Annotated in this window: 19 protein-coding genes; 14 read left to right on the top strand and 5 right to left on the bottom strand. The window is 70.0% G+C overall.

All coding sequences use genetic code 11. The features are described 5' to 3' along the window. The first annotated feature begins 49 nt into the window (after positions 1-49). Positions 50-241 carry a hypothetical protein gene (locus GXP76_RS21605; protein WP_242573228.1) on the top strand — a complete coding sequence of 64 codons (192 nt, stop codon included), beginning with the start codon at positions 50-52 and terminating at the stop codon, positions 239-241. A gap of 236 nt (positions 242-477) precedes the next feature. On the opposite strand, the gene GXP76_RS21600 is transcribed toward GXP76_RS21605, so the two are convergent. Then, a complete protein-coding gene (locus GXP76_RS21600; RefSeq protein ID WP_242573227.1) occupies positions 478-3,861 on the bottom strand; it encodes a S41 family peptidase in 3,384 nt (1,127 codons plus the stop codon). Positions 3,862-4,070: 209 nt separating this feature from the next. Here GXP76_RS21600 and GXP76_RS21595 point away from each other — a divergent pair, with 209 nt between their 5' ends. Together GXP76_RS21595 and GXP76_RS21590 are read left to right on the top strand one after the other, a co-directional pair. Then, on the top strand, positions 4,071-4,643 hold the full coding sequence (locus tag GXP76_RS21595; protein WP_242573226.1) for a TetR/AcrR family transcriptional regulator: 573 nt from the start codon (positions 4,071-4,073) through the stop codon (positions 4,641-4,643). A gap of 150 nt (positions 4,644-4,793) precedes the next feature. Next, positions 4,794-7,058: an MMPL family transporter gene (locus GXP76_RS21590; RefSeq protein WP_242573225.1), complete on the top strand. Its 2,265-nt coding sequence runs from the start codon at positions 4,794-4,796 to the stop codon at positions 7,056-7,058. Between the two features lie 32 nt (positions 7,059-7,090). Here the strand turns inward: GXP76_RS21590 and GXP76_RS21585 are convergent, their stop codons facing one another. Continuing rightward, positions 7,091-7,504: an SsgA family sporulation/cell division regulator gene (locus tag GXP76_RS21585; protein WP_242573224.1), complete on the bottom strand. Its 414-nt coding sequence runs from the start codon at positions 7,502-7,504 to the stop codon at positions 7,091-7,093. A 250-nt stretch (positions 7,505-7,754) separates the two neighbouring features. Here GXP76_RS21585 and GXP76_RS21580 point away from each other — a divergent pair, with 250 nt between their 5' ends. The 6 genes from GXP76_RS21580 (at position 7,755) to GXP76_RS21555 (ending at position 13,380) form a co-directional block, all read left to right on the top strand. Continuing rightward, positions 7,755-8,849: an energy-coupling factor ABC transporter permease gene (locus GXP76_RS21580; protein ID WP_242573223.1), complete on the top strand. Its 1,095-nt coding sequence runs from the start codon at positions 7,755-7,757 to the stop codon at positions 8,847-8,849. 1 nt (position 8,850) lies between these two features. Beyond that, complete coding sequence (gene cbiQ, locus GXP76_RS21575) at positions 8,851-9,612, top strand: cobalt ECF transporter T component CbiQ (RefSeq protein ID WP_242573222.1); 762 nt, start codon at positions 8,851-8,853, stop codon at positions 9,610-9,612. Next, entirely contained in the window at positions 9,609-10,385 is a 777-nt protein-coding gene (locus GXP76_RS21570; RefSeq protein ID WP_242573221.1) for an energy-coupling factor ABC transporter ATP-binding protein, read from the top strand. The genes cbiQ and GXP76_RS21570 overlap by 4 nt, the downstream gene beginning before the upstream one ends. A 45-nt stretch (positions 10,386-10,430) precedes the next feature. Further along, entirely contained in the window at positions 10,431-11,633 is a 1,203-nt protein-coding gene (locus GXP76_RS21565; protein WP_242573220.1) for a serine hydrolase domain-containing protein, read from the top strand. Between the two features lie 7 nt (positions 11,634-11,640). Beyond that, on the top strand, positions 11,641-12,408 hold the full coding sequence (locus GXP76_RS21560) for an SDR family NAD(P)-dependent oxidoreductase (RefSeq protein WP_242573219.1): 768 nt from the start codon (positions 11,641-11,643) through the stop codon (positions 12,406-12,408). Between the two features lie 156 nt (positions 12,409-12,564). After that, complete coding sequence (locus tag GXP76_RS21555) at positions 12,565-13,380, top strand: alpha/beta fold hydrolase (protein WP_242573218.1); 816 nt, start codon at positions 12,565-12,567, stop codon at positions 13,378-13,380. 14 nt (positions 13,381-13,394) lie between these two features. On the opposite strand, the gene GXP76_RS35680 is transcribed toward GXP76_RS21555, so the two are convergent. Then, positions 13,395-13,616, bottom strand: a complete 222-nt coding sequence (locus tag GXP76_RS35680; RefSeq protein ID WP_277993657.1) for a DUF397 domain-containing protein — start codon at positions 13,614-13,616, stop codon at positions 13,395-13,397. A gap of 3 nt (positions 13,617-13,619) precedes the next feature. Further along, positions 13,620-14,480 carry a helix-turn-helix transcriptional regulator gene (locus GXP76_RS21545; protein WP_242573216.1) on the bottom strand — a complete coding sequence of 287 codons (861 nt, stop codon included), beginning with the start codon at positions 14,478-14,480 and terminating at the stop codon, positions 13,620-13,622. Between the two features lie 257 nt (positions 14,481-14,737). Between GXP76_RS21545 and GXP76_RS21540 the strand changes: the two genes are divergently transcribed. The 5 genes from GXP76_RS21540 to GXP76_RS21520 are packed head-to-tail and all read left to right on the top strand — an operon-like array spanning position 14,738 to position 20,379. Next, positions 14,738-15,085 (top strand): recombinase family protein, encoded by a 348-nt coding sequence (locus GXP76_RS21540; RefSeq protein WP_242573215.1) that lies wholly within the window; start codon positions 14,738-14,740, stop codon positions 15,083-15,085. Beyond that, positions 15,045-15,566, top strand: a complete 522-nt coding sequence (locus GXP76_RS21535; RefSeq protein WP_308354188.1) for an ATP-binding protein — start codon at positions 15,045-15,047, stop codon at positions 15,564-15,566. The genes GXP76_RS21540 and GXP76_RS21535 overlap by 41 nt, the downstream gene beginning before the upstream one ends. Before the next feature lie 47 nt (positions 15,567-15,613). Further along, positions 15,614-15,970 carry a hypothetical protein gene (locus tag GXP76_RS21530; protein ID WP_242573213.1) on the top strand — a complete coding sequence of 119 codons (357 nt, stop codon included), beginning with the start codon at positions 15,614-15,616 and terminating at the stop codon, positions 15,968-15,970. A 12-nt stretch (positions 15,971-15,982) separates the two neighbouring features. Next, positions 15,983-19,387: a HEAT repeat domain-containing protein gene (locus GXP76_RS21525; RefSeq protein ID WP_242573212.1), complete on the top strand. Its 3,405-nt coding sequence runs from the start codon at positions 15,983-15,985 to the stop codon at positions 19,385-19,387. A 23-nt stretch (positions 19,388-19,410) separates the two neighbouring features. Then, positions 19,411-20,379 (top strand): phosphotransferase family protein, encoded by a 969-nt coding sequence (locus GXP76_RS21520; protein ID WP_242573211.1) that lies wholly within the window; start codon positions 19,411-19,413, stop codon positions 20,377-20,379. A gap of 13 nt (positions 20,380-20,392) precedes the next feature. Here the strand turns inward: GXP76_RS21520 and GXP76_RS21515 are convergent, their stop codons facing one another. Continuing rightward, positions 20,393-21,949, bottom strand: a complete 1,557-nt coding sequence (locus GXP76_RS21515; RefSeq protein WP_242573210.1) for an MFS transporter — start codon at positions 21,947-21,949, stop codon at positions 20,393-20,395. Positions 21,950-22,039: the final 90 nt, after the last annotated feature.

The raw sequence follows: 22,039 nt of genomic DNA, 5'->3' as shown, positions 1-22,039 counted from the left end.
GCCCGGCACTCAGCCACGGGCCTCACCGGACTTCCAGGAGTGAACACCCATGGGCATCGCGGACCAGTTCAAGGACAAGTCGCAGGAGCTCGCCGACCAGGCGAAGAAGAAGATGAACGACAAGAAGGACGACGCGGACCGTTCGTCGCGGGACGAGGACGGGAAGCGGGACGAGCAGGCGCGGGCGCGGCAGCGGGCGCAGGACGCGCGGGACCGGTTCGACGACAACTACGACGCGTGAGCGGGTAGTCCGAGCCGGAGCGCACCTGGTGACCTGTGCACCAGGTGCGCTTCCGTGTGCGGGCCGGGGGTGCGGGTGTCCTCAATCGCCGGGCGGGCTGCGTGTCGTGCCCTCAATCGCCGGGCGGGCTGCGTGTCGTGTCCTCAATCGCCGGGCGGGCTTGATAAGCCCGTCCGGCGATTGAGGACGAACCGGCCACCGGGCGGGTCCGGTCGAAGAATGCCGGTCGGCGGGGATCAGCTTCGCGGCGGTAGCGCGGGGCGGCGGCGGTCGGGGACGTTCGTGTAGTCCGGGGGCGTCGCAGCCGGCTGCTTCGCCAGCAACTCCAGTGCCACCCACACCGCGTCGTCCAGTTGCGCGTGCCGCCCCTCCGCCCAGTCCAGCGGTGTGCGCAGCGCCTCGATGTCCGGCTCCACGCCGTGGTTCTCGACCGACCAGCCGTACGTGTCGAACCAGGCCGCGTTCATCGGCACCGTGATCACCGTGCCGTCGACCAGCCGGTGCCTGCCGGTCATGCCGACCACACCGCCCCAGGTGCGCTGTCCGACCACCGGGCCCAGCTTCAGCAGCCGGAACGCGGCGGTGATCATGTCACCGTCGGAGGAGGTGGCCTCGTCCGCGATCGCGACCACGGGACCGCGCGGGGCGTTGGAGGCGTAACTGACCGCCTGCGCGTTGCGGGTCAGGTCCCAGCCGAGGATGCGCCGGGTCAGCTTCTCCACGACGAGTTCGCTGATGTGTCCGCCCGCGTTTCCGCGTACGTCCACGATCAGTCCGGGCCTGGACACCTCCAGTCGCAGATCGCGGTTGAACTGCGCCCAGCCGGAGCCGCCCATGTCGGGGATGTGGAGATAGCCGCACCTGCCGCCGCTCATCTCGCGGACGACCTCGCGGCGTTTGGCCACCCAGTCCTGGTAGCGCAAGGGGCGTTCGTCGATGAGCGGGACGATCGCCACGCGCCGTGAACCGCCGTTCCCCGCCGCGCCGTTGGCCGTCGACAGGTCCTCGGCGGGCCGGAAGGTCAGCTCGACCGTCGTACCCCCGGCGGCGGACAGCAGCGGCGCGGGGCCGGTCACCGGGTCGACGGGCCGGCCGTCGACATGGGTGAGGACGGCGCCCTCGCGGATGCCCGTACCGGCCAGCGGGGAGCGGGCCTTGGAGTCCGAGGACTCACCGGGCAGGATCCGCTTGACGAGCCATTCGCCGTCCCGGCAGACGAGGTTGGCGCCCAGCAGGCCGATGGCGCGCTGGTAGTGCGGCGGTCCCTCGTTGCGGCGGGCGGGGGTGACATAGGCGTGCGAGGTGCCCAGTTCGCCCAGCGCCTCGCGCAGCAGATCGGCGAACTCGTCGGGCGTCGCGACGCGTTCGACCAGCGGGCGGTACTGGTCGAGCACCGCGTCCCAGTCGATGCCGCACATCTGCGGCTCCCAGAAGTACGCGCGGATGATCCGGCCCGCCTCCCCGTACGCCTGGCGCCACTCGGCCGCGGGGTCGACCTCGTGCAGGATGCGGCGCAGGTCGAGACGGACGGTCGAGTCGCCGTCGCCGGGCTCGTTGGCGGGCACGGCGCGCAGGTCGTCGTCGTCCACGACCACGAGCCGTGAGCCGTCCCGGCTGATCGCGAACCAGTCGAGGTGGTCGACGAGTTCGCTCTTGCGCGCCTTGGTGATGTCGAAGTGTTCGAGCGTCGGCCGGCCCGAGGTGTCGGCGGGGTTGACGAACGTCTCGCCGAGCGCGCCGGAGATCGGCCAGCGCAGCCAGACCAGGCCGCCGCCGCTGACGGGTTGCAGTGCCGAGTACTTGGACGCGGAGACGGGGAACGGCGTGACGCGGCTCGCGAGCCCTTCCACCTCGACCGTCACCGCCCCGTCCGGGACGCCGGCGCCGTCGGACACGACGGCCGTCAGCGGGTCGAGTCCGCCCGCGGCCGGCCGTCCGTCCGGGGACAGCGCGAACGGCGAGGGCGTCGCCGACGACAGCGGTACGAGATAGGGGCGGCAGCCCAGCGGGAAGGAGAGGTCGCCGGTGTGCACGTCGTACACGGGGTCGAATCCGCGCCAGGAAAGAAAGGCGAGATATCGGCCGTCCCGTGTGAAGACCGGATTCTCGTCCTCGAAGCGGCCGTTGGTGACGTCGACGATCGTACGGTCGGCGATCCGCGCCATCTTGATCTGGCGCAGCGAGCGGCCGACGCCGGGGTGGGACCAGGCGATCCAGTCGCCGTCGGGGGAGAACGCGAGGTCGGTGACGGGGCCGTTGACGGAGCGGATGAGTTCGGTGACGTCCTCGGTGACGTCCTCCGGCGCATCCTGCGCACCTGGCTCGGCCGAGTCCGCCGCGGCCGGCTCCGACGTCGCCTCGTCCGGCGAGTCGTCGGGAACCGTCAGTATCAGCAGTCTTCCGTCGTGCGTCGTCAGTGCCAGCCGTTCGCCGTCCGGGTCGGCGATCAGTTCGTGCACCCGCCCCAGCCGCCCGGAGGCGAGCCGCACCGGCGGCAGGTCGCCGCTCGCGCGGGGCAGATAGGCGATCTCGATCGCGTCCTCGCCGTCCGCGTCGGTGACGTAGGCGACCTTGCCGCCGCTGCCCAGCATCTCGGGGAGCCGGACCCGTACCCCCGGGGTGTCGGTGATCGTGCGGGCCGGGCCGTCGCGGTGGGTGAGCCAGTACAGGCTGCCGCGTACGTTGACGGCGCTGGCCCGGCCCGTGGTGTCCACGGAGATCGAGTCGACGTGGTGGGCGGCCGGGACCTGGTAGGTGCGCCGGCCGGCGCGCGGGCCGCCGAGCCGTACCGACAGCTTGCGCGGCACCGAGTCGGGCGCCAGCGAGTCCACCAGCCACAGGTCTCCCGCGCACTGGTAGACGATCCGGCGTCCGTCGGAGGACGCGTGGCGGGCGTAGAACGCGTCGTGGTCGGTGTGCCGGCGCAGGTCGGTGCCGTCGGGGAGCGTCGAGTAGAGGTTTCCGACGCCCTCGTGGTCGGAGAGGAAGGCGATGCGCCCGTCGACGAACATCGGGCAGTCCAGATGGCCGGGCAGGTCCTCCAGCAGCCGCTCGCCGTGCAGCCACAGCCGGCCCGTGGCCCCGCCCCGGTACCGCTTCCAGGCGGCGGGCTCGTGCGGCGGCTTTCCGGTCAGCAGCAGGGTGCGCCGCTCGCCCCCGATGTCGGTGACCGCTATGTCGGCCACCGGCCCCCAGGGGAGTTTGCCGCCGGGGGAGCCGTCGGTGGGGACGCTGTAGGCCCAGGAGTAGTACGAGAACGGCTGCCCGTGCGAGGAGACGGCGAGGATCTGCGCCGAGCCGTCCTTGTCCGGCGGCGTCCAGCCGCAGACGCGGGTGTCGGTGGAGCCCCAGTAGCTGAGCCGGCGGGCCGGGCCGCCGGCCACCGGTGCCAGATGGATCTCGGGATCGAGGCTGCGCCAGGTCGTGTACGCGATCTGGCTGCCGTCGGGCGAGAACCGCGGGTGTCCCACTCTGGTCCTGTCGACGGTCACCCGCCACGCGCGGTCCGGGCGGTGCTTGGCCGACGACAGGGGCGCGACCCAGAGATCGTCCTCGGCGGCGAAGCACAGCAAGTCGTCGTGCAGGTGCGGATAGCGGAGATACGCGACGTCGTCACTCACCCCCCAATGCTTTCCGCGCGGGAGGGGTGGGGCAACTCGTGGGCACAAGTCAGTTGGCCGGATGTGTTCGGCGGCTGCTCGGTCGTCTGTGTGGGGGATGTGGTGGAGCCCACAAGCGAAACGTTGCCGTTTCGATGAGGGTGGGGTTATCTTCGTACTGTACGAAACCGTTTCGTTCGGTCCTTCGATTCCTTGAGGGGGGGTCGGCCATGGCACGCACCAGACTCACGCCGGAGCGCGAGAGCGAGTTGTACTCAGCCGTGCTCGACCTCCTGCGCGAAGTCGGCTACGACGCCCTCACCATGGACGCCGTCGCCGGTCGTACCCACTCCAGCAAGGCCACCCTCTACCGCCAGTGGGGGAGCAAGCCGGAGCTCGTCGCACGAGCCATGCGGCACAACAAGCCGGCCGATGTCGCGCAGATCGACACCGGCTCGCTGCGTGGGGACTTCCACGCCATGGTCTCGCTGGCCGACGACTGCCAGATGGAACGGGACTCCGCGCTGATGCGGGGTCTGGTCCATGCCGTCCATACCAACCCCGATCTCCATCTCGCCCTGCGGGAACTCCTCATCGAGCCCGAGCTGAACGGGCTGAGCGTGTTCCTGCGCCGCGCCGTGGACCGGGGCGAGATCAGTGCGGACCAGCCCGCGCTGAAGTACGTCACACACATGCTGGTCGGCGCCTTCGTCGCCCGGCAGCTCATCGAGGACCGCTCTGTCGACCAGGCGTTCCTCGGCGACTACATCGACGCCGTGATCCTCCCCGCCCTCGGCGTCTGACCCTCCCCGCAGCACCGCAGCTCCGCCTCCCTGGGCCGCTCGCCCATCTCCGGGGTTCCCCAGCAGTACCCAGCACCGCACGCGTGTCGCTCTCGCGCCGTCGGTCGGCTCCCCATGCCCTGACCCACCCCCAGACCGGGAGTACGCCTCGTGGCCACGTTCCTCTACAAACTCGGACGGTTCGCCTTCCGGCGCCGACATCTCGTCGCCCTCGTATGGGTGGCGCTGCTGGCCCTGGCCGGCGTCGGCGCCGCGTCCGCGTCCACCGCGACCTCCAGCTCCTTCTCCATTCCGGGGACGGAGGCCCAGAAGGCCTTCGACCTGCTGGAGGAGCGCTTCCCCGGCGGCAGCGCCGACGGAGCGACGGCCCGTGTCGTCTTCAAGGCGCCGGACGGCGAGAAGATGACCTCCGCCGCCAACAAGGCCGAGGTCGAGAAGATCGTCGACGAGCTGCCGGCCGGCTCGGACCAGATCGCGCGGGTCACCGACCCGTACACGGCCAAGGCCGTCTCGCAGGACGGCTCGACGGCCTACGTGTCCGTCACGTACAAGGTCAGCTCGATGGAGCTGACCGAGGAGACCCGCACGGCGCTGGAGGAGACCGGGGCCGGCGCGCGGGACGCGGGCCTGACGGTCGAGATCGGCGGGGACGCGCTCCAGGCCGTTCCGGAGACCGGGGCCACCGAGGTCATCGGTGTCTCCGTCGCCGCCGTCGTCCTCGTCATCACCTTCGGTTCGCTGATCGCCGCCGGGCTGCCCCTGCTGACCGCGCTCATCGGTGTCGGGATCGGTGTCTCGTCCATCACGGCGCTGGCCAGTGTGATGGACCTCGGCTCCACCACCAGCATCCTCGCGATGATGATCGGCCTCGCCGTCGGCATCGACTACGCCCTGTTCATCGTCTCCCGCTACCGGGCGGAGCTGACGGACGGGCGTGAACCCGAGGAGGCCGCCGGGCGGGCGGCCGGGACGGCGGGATCCGCGGTCGTCTTCGCGGGGCTCACCGTCGTCATCGCGCTCGTCGGGCTCTCCGTCGTCAACATCCCGATGCTCACCAAGATGGGCGTCGCCGCCGCCGGTACGGTCGTCATCGCCGTCCTCGTCGCGCTCACGCTCGTCCCGGCCATGCTGGGATACGCGGGCAGGCGCGTACAGGGCAGGAAGGTGCGCGAGCGGCACGACCGGGAGCGGGCGGCGTCCGCCGACGGCAAGGTGGCCGAGGGCAGGCCCAACATGGGCACCCGCTGGGCCCGCTTCGTGCTGCGCCGCCCCGTCGCCGTACTCCTCGCCGGAGTCGTGGGCCTCGGCATCATCGCCGTACCGGCGAGCTCGCTGGAGATGGGCCTGCCCGACGACGGGTCGCAGCCGACGAGCACCACGCAGCGCAAGGCGTACGACATGCTGTCCGACGGCTTCGGCCCCGGCTTCAACGGGCCGCTGATGGTCGTCGTGGACGGCAAGGGCGACGACAACGCCAAGCAGACCGCCGGACGCGTCACCGACGCGGTGGAGGATCTGAAGGGCGTCGCGGCCGTCACCCCGGCCACGTACAACAAGGCCGGCGACACGGCGACGATCACGGTCGTCCCGAAGGACCGTCCCTCGTCGGTGGAGACGGAGAACCTGGTCCACGCCATCCGCGACGCGGGCGGCGAGATCGCCTCCGACAGCGAGGCGAAGGTGCTGGTCACCGGCGCCACCGCGATGAACACCGACTTCTCCGAGAAGATGAACGACGCGCTGCTGCCCTATCTCGCGCTCGTCGTGGGCCTGGCGTTCCTGCTGCTGATGCTCGTCTTCCGGTCGGTCCTGGTACCGCTCAAGGCGGCCCTCGGGTTCCTGCTGTCGGTAGTCGCCGCGCTCGGCGCGGTGGTCGCGGTCTTCCAGTGGGGCTGGCTCTCGGGTCTGTTCGGTGTGGAGCAGACCGGTCCCGTCATGTCGATGATGCCGATCTTCATGGTGGGTGTGGTCTTCGGTCTCGCCATGGACTACGAGGTCTTCCTGGTCACCCGGATGCGCGAGGCGTACGTCCACGGGGAGCGGCCCGGCCAGGCGATCGTCACCGGCTTCCGGCACGGGGCGCGGGTCGTCACCGCCGCCGCGGTGATCATGATGGCGGTCTTCGCGGGCTTCATCGGCTCCGGCGAGTCCATGATCAAGATGATCGGCTTCTCGCTCGCCATCGCGGTCTTCTTCGACGCGTTCGTGGTCCGGATGGCCATTGTCCCGGCGGTGCTCGCGCTGCTCGGCGACAAGGCGTGGTGGCTGCCGCGCTGGCTGGACCGGCTGCTGCCCAACGTGGACGTGGAGGGCGAGCAGCTCCGGAAGATGCTGGAGAAGGAGTCCGGCGGGACGGGGTCGGGCCCCGGGCCGGACGCCGGGCCCGGCCAGGAGAAGGAGCTGGTGCGGGTCTGAGGCGCACCCGGGGAGACCCCGGGTGACGTGATCTAGGAGTTGTGCAGCAGGCGGTCCAGGCCGCGCTTGGCGCGCAGAGGGTAGCGCTCCTCGCCGGCCGGGACCGTCTGGTGTGTCAGGCGCAGGAACCGGCGCAGCGCGGCGGTGTCGAACTGGATCAGTGCCACGCCGTCCGGTGAGTGGAATTCGAGCATCGTCTGCGCCCGGCCGCAGGGCCAGACGCGTACGTCGCCGTCGCCGGACGGCGTACGCAGGCCCGCTTCGAGTAGCTCGCGGGCGAAGGCCCACACCACCTCGTCGTCGTCGCGCGACACCTCGGCGGGGAAGGCGACGCGTACGGCCAGAGGGTCGGCGCTGTCGTAGCGGAGGGTGACCGAGAGGCATCCGTGGTGGGGGGCGTCCGTGATGAGGCGGACCTTGGCGGGCTGCTCGACGACGGCTGGCATCGCTTCGCTCCTCTGCGGCGGTCTTCGACGCGATATGCGGTGCGGTATGAGGTGCTTTACAGCACAAGATATCTTTTGTCAGACATTTAACGCCGAGTGTGCCGGAATCCACAAACTTTCCGTGCCGTTCGGTGTCCGTACGCCGATTCGCATGGGCGGCGCTCTTGCAACTCGTTCGCAAGAGAGGACTATCTAGTCGAACGGTTCACTTCGAGCGGTTCACCACGCCTGCCGGAAGCGGAGCCCGCCCATGCATGTCCCCGACGGAATGATCAACCTGCCGGTGTCGGCCGCCGCCGGCGTCGTCGCCGCCGGGGCCGTGGCGGTCAGCCTCCGCGGCGCCCGCCGCGAGCTGGGCGACGGACCCCTCGCCGAGGGTCACGGAGCGGAGCGCACCGCGCCCCTCGCGGGCCTCGTCGCGGCCTTCGTCTTCGCCGTACAGATGCTGAACTTCCCCGTCGCCGCAGGCACCAGCGGGCATCTGCTCGGCGGGGCGCTGGCGGCGATACTCGTCGGCCCCTTCACCGGGGTCCTCTGCATCGCCGTCGTCCTGCTCATGCAGGGCATCCTCTTCGCCGACGGCGGACTCACCGCGCTCGGCGTGAACATCACGGTCATGGGCGTCGTGACGGTGCTCGTCTCGTACGGGATCTTCCGGGCCCTGCTCCGGGTCCTGCCGCGAGGGCGCCATTCGGTGACCGGGTCCGCGTTCGTCGCCGCGCTGGTCTCCGTGCCGGCCTCCGCCGCGGCCTTCACCCTGCTCTACGCGATCGGCGGGACCACCGACGTACCGATCGGCAAGATGCTCACCGCGATGGTCGGCGTGCACGTCCTCATCGGCATCGGCGAGGCGGCCATCACGGCGCTGACGGTGGGCGCTGTCATCGCCGTACGCCCGGACCTGGTCCACGGGGCGCGCGGGCTCGCCGCGCCGCTCAAGCTGCGGGTGAACGGCGAACTGGTCGACGCGCCCGCGCCCGCCGCCGTACCCACGGCCGCGCCGGGCGCCTCGCGCTCGCCGCGCGGGCTCCTGGCGGCCGGCCTCGGCACGGCCCTCCTGCTGGCCGGCGTCGTCTCCTTCTACGCCTCAGCCAGCCCCGACGGCCTGGAGAAGGTCGCCGCCGACAAGGGCTTCGACAAGAAGGTCGAGGAGCACGCCGCCGCCGACTCGCCCCTCGCCGACTACGGCGTCGGGGACATCTCCAACGCCCGGCTCTCCGGCGGTCTCGCGGGCGTCATCGGTGTCGGCGCCACGGTCGTCGTCGGCAGCGGGATCTTCTACGTGGTCCACCGCCGCCGTACGACGCGGAGCACGTCCGCCCCGTCCACCGCCGAGCGGGCCTGACATGGGGGCGGGCCACGCCCACAAGCTCTACCGGCAGGGGAACTCGCCGGTCCACGCGCTGCCGCCGCACTGCAAACTCGCCGCCGTCCTGTGCTTCGTGCTCGTCGTGGTCTCCACCCCGCGCGAGGCCGTGTGGGCCTTCGCCCTGTACGCGGTGCTGCTCGCCGCCGTCGCCGCGCTCGCCCGCGTCCCGGCCGGGTTCCTGCTGCGCCGGATGCTGATCGAGGTCCCGTTCGTGGCCTTCGCCCTCCTCATGCCGTTCGTGGTGCCCGGCGACCAAGTCCGGTTCCTCGGCCTGTCGTTGAGCGTCCCCGGGCTGTGGGGCGCCTGGAACGTGCTGGCCAAGGGCACGCTGGGCGTCGCCGCCTCCGTACTCCTCGCCTCCACCACCGAACTGCGCGCCCTGCTGCTGGGGCTGCAACGGCTCAGGCTCCCGCCGATGCTCGTCCAGATCGCGACGTTCATGATCCGCTACGGCGACGTGATCACCGACGAGCTGCGCCGGATGTCGATCGCCCGCCGCTCACGCGGGTTCGAGGCGCGCGGCGTACGGCACTGGGGTGTGCTCGGCAAATCCGCCGGAGCGCTGTTCATCCGCTCCTACGAACGCGGCGAGCGGGTGCACCTGGCGATGATGAGCCGCGGCTACACGGGCACGATGCCCGTCATCGACGAGATGACGGCGTCCCGCGCGCAGTGGACGTCCGCCGCCGCGCTCCCGCTCTCGGCGCTCGTGGTCTGTCTGCTTGGCTGGACGCTATGAGCACGCAGTCGCAGGAACAGCCGCAGCCGCCGCCCTCTCTGGAGGTAAGCGGGCTCGCCTACGCGTACCCCGACGGCCACCAGGCCCTCTTCGGCGTCGACCTGACCGTCGCGCGCGGCGAGCGCGTCGCCCTGCTCGGGCCCAACGGCGCCGGGAAGACCACCCTCGTCCTGCACCTCAACGGCATCCACACGGCGGGCGCCGGGTCCGTCACCGTTGCCGGGCTGCCCGTCGCAAAGAAGCACCTCGCCGAGATACGCCGCCGCGTCGGCATCGTCTTCCAGGACCCCGACGACCAGCTGTTCATGCCCACGGTGCGCGAGGACGTCGCCTTCGGCCCCGCCACGTCCGGACTGCGCGGTCCCGAACTGGAGGCCAGGGTCGCCGCCGCGCTCACCAAAGTCGGCATGGCCGGCTACGCGGACCGGCCGCCGCACCACCTCTCCTTCGGCCAGCGCCGCCGGGTCGCCGTCGCGACGGTCCTGGCGATGGAGCCGGAGATCCTCGTACTCGACGAGCCCTCGTCCAACCTCGATCCGGCGTCCCGCCGTGAACTCGCCGACATCCTGCGGGCGTTGGACGTCACCGTCCTGATGGTCACCCACGACCTGCCGTACGCGCTGGAGCTGTGCCCGCGCGCGGTGATCCTCAGCGAGGGCGTCATCGCGGCGGACGGGCCGACGCGCGACCTGCTCGGCGACGCGGAGTTGATGGGCGCGCACCGGCTGGAGTTGCCGTTCGGTTTCGACCCGAAGTCGGTCGTGGGGCGGTAGCCCCCGGTGGCTCTGCCGGCGCCACGGACCGTGCACCATGGAGGGATGAGCGGGATCGTAGGCGTCGCTGACGTCCAGGGCACGGTGGCCGCGGGCTTCGAACCCGTCAAGGACGCCTTCGTACGCAACTTCCGGGAACGCGGCGAGCGGGGCGCCGCCGTCGCCGTGTACCGCGACGGGCACAAGGTCGTCGACCTGTGGGCCGGCACGCGCGATGTCGACGGCACGGAGCCGTGGGCCGTGGACACCGCGCAGATCGTCCACTCCGCCACGAAGGGCGTCGCCGCCGCCGTACCGCTGCTGCTGCACCAGCGCGGGCGCATCGACCTGGACGCTCCGGTGGGCACGTACTGGCCCGAGTTCAAGGCGGCCGGCAAGGAACGGGTGCTCGTACGGCACCTGTTGTCGCACCGCGCGGGCGTACCCGTGCTCGACCGGCCGCTCGGCCCCGCCGAAGCGCTCGACGGCGAGTCGGGCGCCCACGCCCTCGCCGCGCAGCGGCCCGTCTGGGAGCCGGGCACCGACCACGGCTACCACGCCTACACCTACGGCTGGCTCGTCGCCGAGCTGGTGAGACGCGTCACCGGGCGCTCCGTCGGCCGCTGGATCGCCGACGAGATCGCCCGACCCCTCGGCCTGGACTTCTGGATCGGGCTGCCCCCCGAAGAGGCGCACCGGGTGGGCCGGATCGGCCGCATCGAGGAGCCCGCCGGTGCCGGTGGTGAGCTGCGGCTGCGGGTGAAGCGCTCGGTCGCCGAGGCGTACAAGGACCCGGAATCGCTCACCCGGCGGGCGTTCGGCGCGATCGATCCGCTGCCGGACCTCAACAGCGCCGCCTACCGCGCCGCCGAGATGCCCGCGAGCGGCGGCATCTCCACCGCGCGTGCGCTGGCGCGCTGTTACGCGGCGATGATCGGCCCGGTCGACGGCCCCGGCCCCGGCTACCGGGGCGGCGAGCGGCTGTTCGCCCCCGCGACGCTGACCCTCGCCCGCACCGAGGAATCGGCCGGCCCCGACCGGGTGCTGGTCGTCGGCACCCGCTTCGGCCTCGGCTTCATGCTGCACGGCGCGGGCGCGCCGCTGCTGGGCCCCGGCTCCTTCGGACACCCGGGGAGCGGCGGCTCGCTCGGCTTCGCCGACCCCGAGTCGGGCATCGCCTTCGGCTACGTCACCAACGGGATGCGGAAGGGAGTGACCGCGGACCCCCGGGCCCAGGCCCTGGTGCGCGCCGTCAGGTCGGCCGCATGATCGTCGTATGAGGCGATTCGAGAATCACGGTGTGCTGGTCACCGCGGCCGGGCGCGGCATCGGCGAGGCGATATCCCGGCGGCTGGCCGCCGAGGGCGCGCGGGTCCTGATCACGGACGTGGACGGTGAACGGGCCGCGCGGGCGGCCGAGTTGATCGACGGGGCTTCGTCGCTGGCGTGCGACGTGGGCGACCGCGCGTCGGTCGAGGCGGCCGTGGCGTACGCGGTCGAGCGGTTCGGCTCGCTCGACGTCCTGGTCAACAACGCGTACTCCTGCACACCGGACGCGCCGCTCTTCGAGGACGAACCGGACGAACACTGGGCCCGTGACCTCGATCTCACCCTGACCGGGGCCTTCCGCTGCGCGCGGGCGGCGCTGCCGCACCTGGCGGAGTCGGGGCGCGGCGCGATCGTGAACATCGGCTCGGTCAACGGCGAGCAGAACTTCGGCAACCACGCCTACAGCGCGGCCAAGGCGGGCCTCGCGAGCCTGACCCGCACCCTGGCGGGCCACGCGGCACCGCGCGGCGTCCGCGTCAACATCGTCGTGCCCGGCACGATCCACACGGACGCCTGGCAGGGCCGCGAGAACGTCCTGGAACGCGCGGCGCCGCACTATCCGATGGGCAGGGTGGGGCGGCCGGACGACATCGCGTCGGCGGTGGCGTTCCTGGCGTCGTCGGACGCGGCCTGGATCACGGGGGTGTCGCTGCCGGTGGACGGCGGGATCCTGACGTCCAACATGGGACTGCGGAGGGCGTTCGCCGGGGAGTAGCCGCCGGGACCCGGCGGCCGGGGCCCGGTCTCGACCACCGGACGGCCCCGGCCATTCCCGGGGTCCGACCGATGAGTTTCGGCCCGTCCGGGCGTCATACCTACGTCACCGACCGAAAGTGACCCCCGCGAGGTTCTACGCAAGGACGGCACCACCATGGTCACCACCCGCACACTCGACGTCCCCGGCGCGCACCTGCACTACGAAGTACGGGGCTCCGGCCCCGTGCTGGTCGTCACGGGCGCGCCCATGAGCGCCGCGCACTTCGCGCCGCTGGCCGACGCGCTCGCCGACGGGTACACCGTCGTCACCCACGACCCCCGGGGCATCTCCGGCAGCACGCTGGACGACCCCGCCCAGGACTCCACCCCCGAACTGCGGGCCGACGACCTCGCCGCGATCCTGGACGACCTCGGCGCCGGGACGGCCGATGTCTTCGGCAGCAGCGGCGGCGCCGTGACCGGCCTCGCGCTGGCCGTACGGCACCCGGCGCGGGTGCGGACCCTCGTCGCGCACGAACCGCCCGTGCTGGGGCTGCTGCCCGACGCGGACGAGCGGCTCGCGGAGACGGACGACATCGTCGGGACGTTCCACCGGGAGGGCCCCGGGCCGGCGTTCGCGAAGTTCATGGTCTTCGCCGGACTGGACACCGGCGCCGAATCCGGCGCCCCGGCCGAGCCGCCCGCCGAGCCCTCCGCCCAGGACATGGCGGACGGGGCGCGCTTCCTCGGCCACGAACTGCGGGGCACCGCCCGCTACCTGCCCGACATCGAGGCGCTGAAGGCCGGCCCGGCCCGCGTCGTGATCGGCGTCGGCGCGACGTCCGGCGGGCTTGTGACGTACCGCACCTCGATGGAACTGGCCGACCGCCTCGGCTCCCGTCCGGCCGAATTCCCGGGCGGGCACGGCGGGTTCATCGAGGCGCCGGGGGAGTTCGCGGAGGTGCTGCGGAAGGTGCTGGCGGGGGTGTAGGCCATCACCGATGGCTACCGCGCGGCGAACCCACCGGTGGTGACGGAGCGCACGAAGGCGTCGAACAGCCCCGCCCCGAGCGCGATGGCGGGGCTGTGGGGCCGCTTGCTGTCGCGCAGGAGGCGGCTGCCGTCGGGCAGGGCGGCGACTTCCACGCAGTCTCCATTGGCGCCGGAGTGCGAGGACCTTATCCATGACAGTCCCGCTGCCGGAGCAGCCCCCCTGTACGGCTTCATCGTCTATTCCATTTCCCTTATTGCGTCCTTGATGAGCTTCCGCGACTGACTGGCGTTCGCGGCGGCTACGTTGAGCCGCCTGAACAGCGTTGTGTACGTCTCCACGTCGGCTGCCTCTTCGTAGTACACCGTACTCGTGGGCGACTCGGTGTAGATGATGTCGGTCTCTGCCGATGTCGGGAAACCCATGATGACGAACGGGCCGAACAGGCAGGCGTTCATGGGGTCTTCACGCGGCAGCACTTGGAGCTGGATGTGCGGCTCGTGACTGGCCTCGACCAGGCTCTCCAGCTGGGACTTCATCGTGGTGGCGCCGCCGACGCGATGATGCAGCGCACTTTCCGCGATGATCACCCACAGCTGGAGGGGATCCTCACGGCTGAGGATGCCCCGACGTTCGCTCCGTACGTCGAGCAGTGTCTCCATCTGCTCATCCGTAGCGTCAGGGATCTGCAATTCGATCACCGCGCGGGTGTACTCGGGGATTTGCAGCAGGCCGGGAATCAGACTGGTCTGCACGTTGTAGAGCTTGGTCGCGTCCCACTCGACGGCGACGTACGCGGCATAGGCGGAATCGACGGTCTGGGCGTACCGCGACCACCAGCCCTTCTTCTTGGACTCACGTGACAGGAGCTCGATCTCGCGCCGCTCGGCCGGATCGGTGACGCCGTACGCGTCCAACAGGGCCCGCAGGTCCGGGAGTCGGATGTTGGACTGGGCGTTCTCGATCCGGCCCAGTTTGGACGAGGCTGATTCGAGTACCTGGCACGCGTCCGCATGCGTCAGGCCCGCAGCCGTCCGCAGCTCGCGAAGCAGCCGTGCCAAGCGCCTCTGACGGATCGTCGGGTTGCTGTTGATAGGCACGCGGATGCGCCTCCCTCACTTATTTACGCAGGCCAAGTGTGCCGTTCGAACATGGTGGCGACCAAGTTCTACTGCGACTCCTGGAAGTGGTGACTTGACACTTCGAGCACCGCACTGCGCATAGTACTCGCAGTGGTCATCCCATGACCAACGGTTACCGAAATGGGCCCGGGTGCTGCGGCTGCCTGGGCTCTCGCGGGATGCGTCGCGCCGATGCGCCCACCCCGACGGGCACGCCCTCACCGGAGGAGAACGTCATGAACTCCCGGACAGAAGCTTCACGCATGGCCTACGGATATCTGCGCGTCCTCTCGGACGCGGCGGAACGTGCGGCGTACGCGCAGGAGCGCGACATGAAGTGCTTCGCCGAGGAGCGTGGATTTCAACTCGTCGCGATTTACCACGAGTTCGTCTGTGGAGCACTCGACGCCTTCAACGAGATGGTCGAGGCCCTGAGTTACACCGGTGCGCGCCTGGTGGTGGTGCCGTCGCTCTCCCACCTCGGCGAGAGCGGCCGGCTGCGCGACGCCCTGCTCGATCGGTTCGAATTCGGCGTCGAGGCACGTGTGTACGCGCTGGACACGTCTCTCGTGGCCGGGGCGTAGCGCCGTGTCGCGCCAGTGCGCCGGGGACCGGCTCGTACTTGTGGCCGTACCCGAGGCCGTGTGCCGTGCGAGGGATTTCGCGGTGGCCACGCTGCGTTCATGGGAAGCGGCATGCGTCATGGACGACGCACTGCTGGTGGCGTCCGAACTGGTCACGAACGCCGTCCGTGCGACGGGGCTGGTGGCCCTACAGCTTCGGATCGCCGGGCCGAGCCTGTATGTCGAGGTGTGGGACGACGCGCCGGGCGTCCCCGAGGTGAGGCATCTGGAGGCGGATGCCGAAGGAGGGCGCGGTCTGCTTCTTGTGGAAGCGCTGACGACACGGTGGGGTGTCTGTCGGCCACGGGCAGGCGGCAAAGTGGTCTGGGCGGAACTGCCGTTGCCCGCTCCCGCCCCGCTCCTGTCCCCGGAGGCCGCCGCCGAGGAGCTGGCCGACGCCGTACTTCTCGAACGGGTGCTGGACGCACTGCGTGGGTGGTAGTCCCTCAACAGCCAGACATACGGCGTGTATTGGGTAAGAATTCGCCCATGCGGGGATGGCAGAGAACAGCGCTGATCGTTGGTTCGTGCGCGTTGATCGTGGCGATGGTCGTGGTCTGGGTGGTGGTGGACCTCGGGACGGCGGATGGGGTCGCCAGTGTCGTAGGAGCGTCTGTGGGCGTCGTCGGACTCGTCTTCGCTCTCATCGGCGGCGCGGAACAGCAGCCGAGCAGCTTCCGTGTCACACGGACCGGCAAGAACACGGTGCGGCGCGGCGGCACGTCCAACACCGGAATCACGCGAACCGGTCCGGGCGGTCCGGTCCAGGCGAGTGCCACGGACACCGGTGACGCCGAGGCGGACGGTGACGGCAGCGGGGCGAACAGCGGTATCCAGCTCAACTAGGGAGCTCGGGCAGTGGTGTTGGGGAAGAAGCCGACCGTTCAGGCCGCGGGTACCGGGGACGCGCGGGCAACGAACGGTGGCGTGGCCAACAGCGGTGTGATCGGTGAGCTGCACGTACATGCGCCGGAACCGGCCGAGATCACGCCGGAAGAGGCGCAGGCGGCGGTGGAAGCGTACGCGGGTCGGGTCCGCACGAGCTACGGGCGGCTGGACCTGGAGGTCCTGACGCCGCTGTCGGAGCAGAACGAGCATCCGGCGGTGGAGTTGCGCGAGGTCTTCGTCGCTCCTTGGGTGCGGGCGGACCCGCCGCAGGTCGAGTTGCCCCGCGAGCTGATGAAGCGGCTGGTGGAACAAGGCGAGTTGCCGGAGAGCGGCGACCTTCCACCGGGGACCGATCCAGCCCGGCTCCAACGGATACACGAGGCATACCGTCAGCGCCCGCCCGTGGACGTACTGGAGGTCGTTGCCGACCCGCACGTCAGGCGAGTGGTGCTCCTGGGGGACCCAGGGGCGGGGAAGTCCACCCTTGCCCGCTATCTCGCACTGACCCTGACCGGCGCGGAGCCACAAGGCCCCTTGGCCGCCCTGAAGGGGTGGCTGCCGCAGGTCATCGAACTCCGCCTCTACGCGGAGGAGCGCTGGCGCGAGCGAACGTTCGAAGACTTCCTGGAGCATCTGCACGCCACTGAGGGAATGTCGGTCCCGGCCGGCGTGCTGAAGGAGCGCCTTCGGTGCGGAAAGGCGTTGGTCGTCTTCGACGGTCTGGACGAACTGTTCGATCCGCGCGTACGAGCGGAGACCGCACGGCGCATCGCCGCCTTCACCGACCGTTACCCGGACACCCGCGTAGTCGTCACCTCACGCGTCATCGGTTACCAGCGGGCGACCCTGGACGGCGCGGACTTCAAGCACCACATGCTGCAAGACCTGACCGAGCAGCAGATCGCCGAGTTCGCCCGGCTCTGGTATGCCACCGCCTGCCCCAACGACAGAACCCAGGCCGCCCAGCTGGTACGACGGGTCACCGACGCCGTATCCCACTCCCGGCCTGTACGTGAACTGGCGGGCAACCCGCTGCTCCTGACGATCCTGGCCATCATCGGACGCCGCCAGACCCTGCCACGAGACCGTCAGGGTGTGTACCGGCACGCGGTGACGGTCCTCGTCGCGCACCTGGACCAGGACGTCAAGCACCTCAAGGGACAACCCGGCTCGGAAGCCTGGGAAGTCCTTGACCCCGAAGAACTCCACGAATTGCTCCGCCTGTTGGCGCGCTCCATGCAGAACGGCAGCAGCGGCATCGCCGGCAACCACATCCACGGCTGGGAACTGGAGACCGTCCTCCGCGACTACCTGCGGAACTACGAACTTCCCCCGATGCAGGCCAAAGCGGCGGCACGCGCCATGGTGGAGCGGCTCCGGACAAGGAACTTCATCCTCAGCCGCTATGGCGGCGAGGTCTACGGATTCGTTCACCGCGCATTCCTCGAATACCTCGCCGCCGCCGACATCGCCCATCGGTACAAGGAAGACCGCGAATGGAGCCGGGATCAGCTCATCGACGAGATCTTCAAGGCCCGTGCGGCAGACCCCTCTTGGCATGAGGTCCTGCTCCTGGTGATCGGCCAGCTGAGTGATCGGGACGCCGGCCCGGCGATCGATTGCCTCCTCCAACTCCACCGTGAGTCGCCCACCGGTGACAAAAGCATGCTGGCGCTGGCGATACGCGCTCTGGCCGAAGTGCGCAAGATCGGCCCCCTTGCCAAGCAGAGCCACGCTGTCGTGGACGCCCTCATCCAAGCAGTCAGCGTACTTCCGTCGTATCGAGCGGACAGTGCACTCGGTGCCGCGCTGCCGGCCCTGACCACCTTCAGTGAGTACTGGAGCGGGCGCCGGCCCTACTTGCGCTGGTTCCACGCGTCCGGCCAGTTCCAGCAGAGCCGCAACTGGCCCATGAGAGTGGCCGGCGCTCTCTACAGGTCTCCTACAACCCTCATGCTGCTCGCGAGATTCGCGCCGGAGTCCTTCGTACGCGTTCAAGCCCTGAACCTGTTGGGGCAGCACTGGTCGGCAGAGCCGGAGACCCGGGTCCTGATCTGCGAGCGTGCTACTACGGACCCTCACGGGAGCCCTCGTTCGACTGCTCTGAGGTTGCTGGGGGAGTACTGGTCGGAGGATCCGGGGATCGTTGCGTTGATTCGTGACCGTGCCACCGCCGACCCCGAGGCATACCCTCGCGCCACTGCCCTGAGGTTGCTGGGGGAGTACTGGTCGGAGGATCCGGGGATCGTTGCGTTGATTCGTGACCGTGCCACCACCGACTCCGATGAGGACCCTCGCGCCACTGCCCTGGAGGTGTTGGCGCAGCACTGGTCGGCTGAGCCGGAGACCCGGGCCCTGATCTGCGAGCGTGCCGCCACGGACTCTCACGGGGGCCCTCGTTCGACTGCTCTGAGGTTGCTGGGGGAGTACTGGTCGGAGGATCCGGGGATCGTTGCGTTGATTCGCGACCGTGCCACCACCGACGCCGAGGCATACCCTCGTTCGACTGCTCTGATGTTGCTGAGCGAGCGCTGGTCGGAGGATCCGGGGATCGGTGCGTTGATTCGTGAGCGTGCCATCGCTGACCCTCACGAGATGCCCCGTCACAGGAGCTTGGGGCTGCTGGCTCGTCACTGGTCGGAGGATCCGGGGATTGGTGCGTTGATTCGTGAGCGTGCCGTCAAGGACCCGGACGAGACTCCCCGCTACATCGCCTTGGGGCTGCTTGCCGACCATTGGTCGGAGGATCCGGGGATTGGTGCGTTGATTCGTGAGCGTGCCGTCAAGGACCCGGACCAGACTCCCCGCTACACCGCTTTGGAGTTGTTGGGTGAGCGCTGGTCGGAGGATCCGGGGATTGGTGCGTTGATTCGTGAGCGTGCTGTCGCTGATCCCGGTGAGGACCCTCGTTCCACCGCTTTGGAGTTGTTGGGTGAGCATTGGTCGGAGGATCCGGGGATTGGTGCGTTGATTCGTGAGCGTGCTGTCGCTGATCCCGGTGAGGACCCTCGCGCCTCCGCCTTGGTGCTCTTGGCCGAGCACTCGCCCGACCAGCCGGATACCCGGGCGCTGATCCACGATCGCGCCGCCGAAGACCAAAATCCCCAGCTGAGACTTGAGGCACTCCGGCTCTGGGCGGCGGAAGCGACAGACGAAGCACGCGACGCTCTGCACGACGGCGCCCGCCACGACGAGAGTGAGGCTGTCAGGCGCGGCGCCGTGTGGATGCTGGCCTGGGGGTGGCCGGCTGATCCGCTCACTCTCCCCACTCTGCGAGAGGTAGCCGTCCACGACCCCTCGGAAGACGTACGCTCGGCCACGGCACAAGCGGTGCAGGCAGTCGAAGCAATCCTGGCCGGTGGAGAGTTCTTCTAGGGCCGAATCGGAAGGGTCCGTACATGTCCGCGCTGACCGCGTCCCGGCTTGCCGCGATCCTTCGAGACGCCGGAGCGCGGGCGGGCGTTGACGGATTCGAGGCGTTGGGCGGGGGCACGTACAACTCTCTCTACCGGGTGCGGCTGGACGACGGCGGGCGGCTGGTTCTGAAGCTGCTGCCGGAGGACGGGGCGCCGCGTCTGACGTACGAGAGTGAACTGCTGCTCAACGAGGGTGAGTTCTACCGGTCGGCCGAGGGCGTGCCGGTGCCCGTGCCCGAGGTGGTGCGGCTCGCGGGGGACTCGCTGCTGATGACGGAGGTGCCGGGGGAGCCGTGGTCCGCCCTGGCGAACGGGATCGGGGACGCGGAGTACGAGCGGCTGCGGGGTGAACTCGGCTCGTACGTCGCCCAGTTGCACACCGTCTCCGGTACGCGCTTCGGGTATCCGTCCGAGGCCGTTGCCACGGCCGGGAGTTGGCGGGAGGCGTTCACCGCGATGCTGGAGGCGGTCCTCGCGGACGCCGAGCGGTTCGGAGCCAAGTTGCCGGTGTCCGGGGAGCGCGTGCGGGAGTTGATACGGGCCGCCGTACCTGCGCTGGACGAGGTCACCGTGCCCGCGCTCGTGCACTTCGATCTGTGGCAGGGCAACGTCCTGCTGACGGGTGAGGCGGGGGAGCGGCGGATCGGTGGGGTCATCGACGGTGAGCGGATGTTCTGGGGCGATCCGCTGGCGGAGTTCGCTTCGCTCAATCTGTTCGGTGAACCCGAGGACGACCCGGCGCTGCTCGCCGGCTACCGGGCGGGTGGCGGGGACGCCGGTTTCGACCACTCCGCTCGGCTGCGCATGGCGCTCTACCGCTGCTACCTGTACCTGATCATGCTGGTCGAGGGTGTGCCGCGCGCCTATCCGCCCGCGCGGACCGCGGTGACCCGCAGGACCGCCGGCACGGCGCTGATCCTCGCCCTGGGGCTGATCTCCACCACCGCCTGAGCGTTACGGGGGATCAGCCGCCCGGCGTGGGCATGCCGCCCTGGAGGCGTTCGCGGTCCGATTCCCGTACCTGGATCACGAACAGCGCGATCACGGCCGACACGGCGGCGAACACCGCCGCCACGATGAACGCGTTCGAGACACCGTGGGCCAGCACCTCGTCGCTCCACGGTTTCGGCAGTGAACCCGTCTTCTGGAACATCGCCTTCTGGGCCGGCGTCGCGTGCGCCAGGAAGTCCGGGACCTGGCTCTTCGCCTCGTCCTTGCTGGCGGTGCCGAACACCGTCACCAGGATGGACAGCCCCAGCGAACCGCCCACCTGCTGCGTCGCGTTGAAGACTCCGGAGGCCGCGCCGGCCTCCTCCTGCTCGACACCCGAGAGCGCCATCAGGGTCAGCGACACGAACTGGAAGCCCATACCGAGGCCGAAGATCAGCATCGGCCCGAGCACGCTGCCCAGATAGGTGCTGTTCACGTCCGTCAGCGTCAGCCACGCGAGACCCCCGGTGGCCAGGAGCGCGCCGGACACCATGAACGGCTTCGGACCCCAGCGCGGCAGCAGCTGCGAGGCGATGCCCGAACCGATGGCGATGATCACACTCACCGGGAGAAAGGCGAGACCGGCCCGGAGCGGGCTGAAGTTGAGGACCTCCTGCACGAAGAGCGTCAGGAAGAAGAACATGCCGAACAGTGCCGCGGCCAGGCTCAGCATCATCCCGTAGACACCCGCGCGGTTGCGGTCACGGAACATCCACAGCGGCGTGATCGGCTGCCGCGAATTGCGCTCGATGACGATGAAGAGGGCCAGGAGCACCACGGCGGCGCCGAAGGACCCGAGCGTCAGGCCGTTGGTCCAGCCCTCCTCGGAGGCCCGGATGAAGCCGTAGACCAGACACACCATGCCCAGTGTCGCGGTGAGTGCGCCGACGACGTCGAAGTGACCGGGGCGCGGTTCGGACTCCTTGATGAAGCGGGGCGTCAGGGCGATGATCACCAGCCCGATCGGCGCGTTGACGAAGAAGATCCACCGCCAGTCCAGCCACTCCACCAGGATGCCGCCGGCCAGCAGCCCGATCGCGCTGCCGCCCGCCGAGACCGCCGCGAACACGCCGAACGCCCTGTTGCGCGCGGGCCCTTCACGGAACGTCGTGGTGATCAGCGACAGCGATGTCGGGGAGGCGATCGCGCCGCCGACGCCCTGGATGGCGCGGGCGGCCAGCAGCTGCCACGACTCCTGCGCGAAACCGCAGAGCAGGGAGGCGAGCGCGAAGAGCGCCACACCGAACATGAAGACCCTGCGCCGTCCCAGGACATCGCCGAGACGGCCGCCGAGCAGCAGCAGACCGCCGAAGGTGAGGGTGTAGGCGTTGACCACCCACGACAGGTTCTGTGTCGAGAAGTCGAGCGCGCTCTGGATGTGCGGGAGCGCGATGTTCACGATGGTGATGTCGAGGACCACCATCAGCTGGCAGGAGGCGATGATGGCCAGCGCGATTCCGTTGCCGCGGTCCCCGTCGGGGGCGGCGGCACTCTTCGTGGTCGTCGGCGGCGTGCCCGGTGAATCAGTCATAGGTGTGGGGTGGTGGAACGGGGTGATGCGCGCCCTCGGACAGGGAACGCCGTCGTTCACCGGATCCGACTCTAAGTGGGGCGAACCGGA

Origin of the sequence: Streptomyces sp. NP-1717 (genome assembly GCF_022695985.1) — a bacterium.
Lineage (GTDB): Bacteria > Actinomycetota > Actinomycetes > Streptomycetales > Streptomycetaceae > Streptomyces.
This window is presented reverse-complemented; position numbering and strand designations above follow the sequence as displayed.

Coding starts and splice junctions, on each gene's coding strand:
- GXP76_RS21530 (WP_242573213.1), top strand. CDS start 15,614: ATGCGGGGATGGCAGAGAACAGCGCTGATCGTTGGTTCGTGCGCGTTG.
- GXP76_RS21580 (WP_242573223.1), top strand. CDS start 7,755: ATGCATGTCCCCGACGGAATGATCAACCTGCCGGTGTCGGCCGCCGCC.
- GXP76_RS21555 (WP_242573218.1), top strand. CDS start 12,565: ATGGTCACCACCCGCACACTCGACGTCCCCGGCGCGCACCTGCACTAC.
- GXP76_RS35680 (WP_277993657.1), bottom strand. CDS start 13,616: ATGAAGCCGTACAGGGGGGCTGCTCCGGCAGCGGGACTGTCATGGATA.
- GXP76_RS21560 (WP_242573219.1), top strand. CDS start 11,641: ATGAGGCGATTCGAGAATCACGGTGTGCTGGTCACCGCGGCCGGGCGC.
- GXP76_RS21540 (WP_242573215.1), top strand. CDS start 14,738: ATGAACTCCCGGACAGAAGCTTCACGCATGGCCTACGGATATCTGCGC.
- GXP76_RS21515 (WP_242573210.1), bottom strand. CDS start 21,949: ATGACTGATTCACCGGGCACGCCGCCGACGACCACGAAGAGTGCCGCC.
- GXP76_RS21605 (WP_242573228.1), top strand. CDS start 50: ATGGGCATCGCGGACCAGTTCAAGGACAAGTCGCAGGAGCTCGCCGAC.
- GXP76_RS21585 (WP_242573224.1), bottom strand. CDS start 7,504: ATGCCAGCCGTCGTCGAGCAGCCCGCCAAGGTCCGCCTCATCACGGAC.
- GXP76_RS21570 (WP_242573221.1), top strand. CDS start 9,609: ATGAGCACGCAGTCGCAGGAACAGCCGCAGCCGCCGCCCTCTCTGGAG.
- GXP76_RS21565 (WP_242573220.1), top strand. CDS start 10,431: ATGAGCGGGATCGTAGGCGTCGCTGACGTCCAGGGCACGGTGGCCGCG.
- cbiQ (WP_242573222.1), top strand. CDS start 8,851: ATGGGGGCGGGCCACGCCCACAAGCTCTACCGGCAGGGGAACTCGCCG.
- GXP76_RS21520 (WP_242573211.1), top strand. CDS start 19,411: ATGTCCGCGCTGACCGCGTCCCGGCTTGCCGCGATCCTTCGAGACGCC.
- GXP76_RS21595 (WP_242573226.1), top strand. CDS start 4,071: ATGGCACGCACCAGACTCACGCCGGAGCGCGAGAGCGAGTTGTACTCA.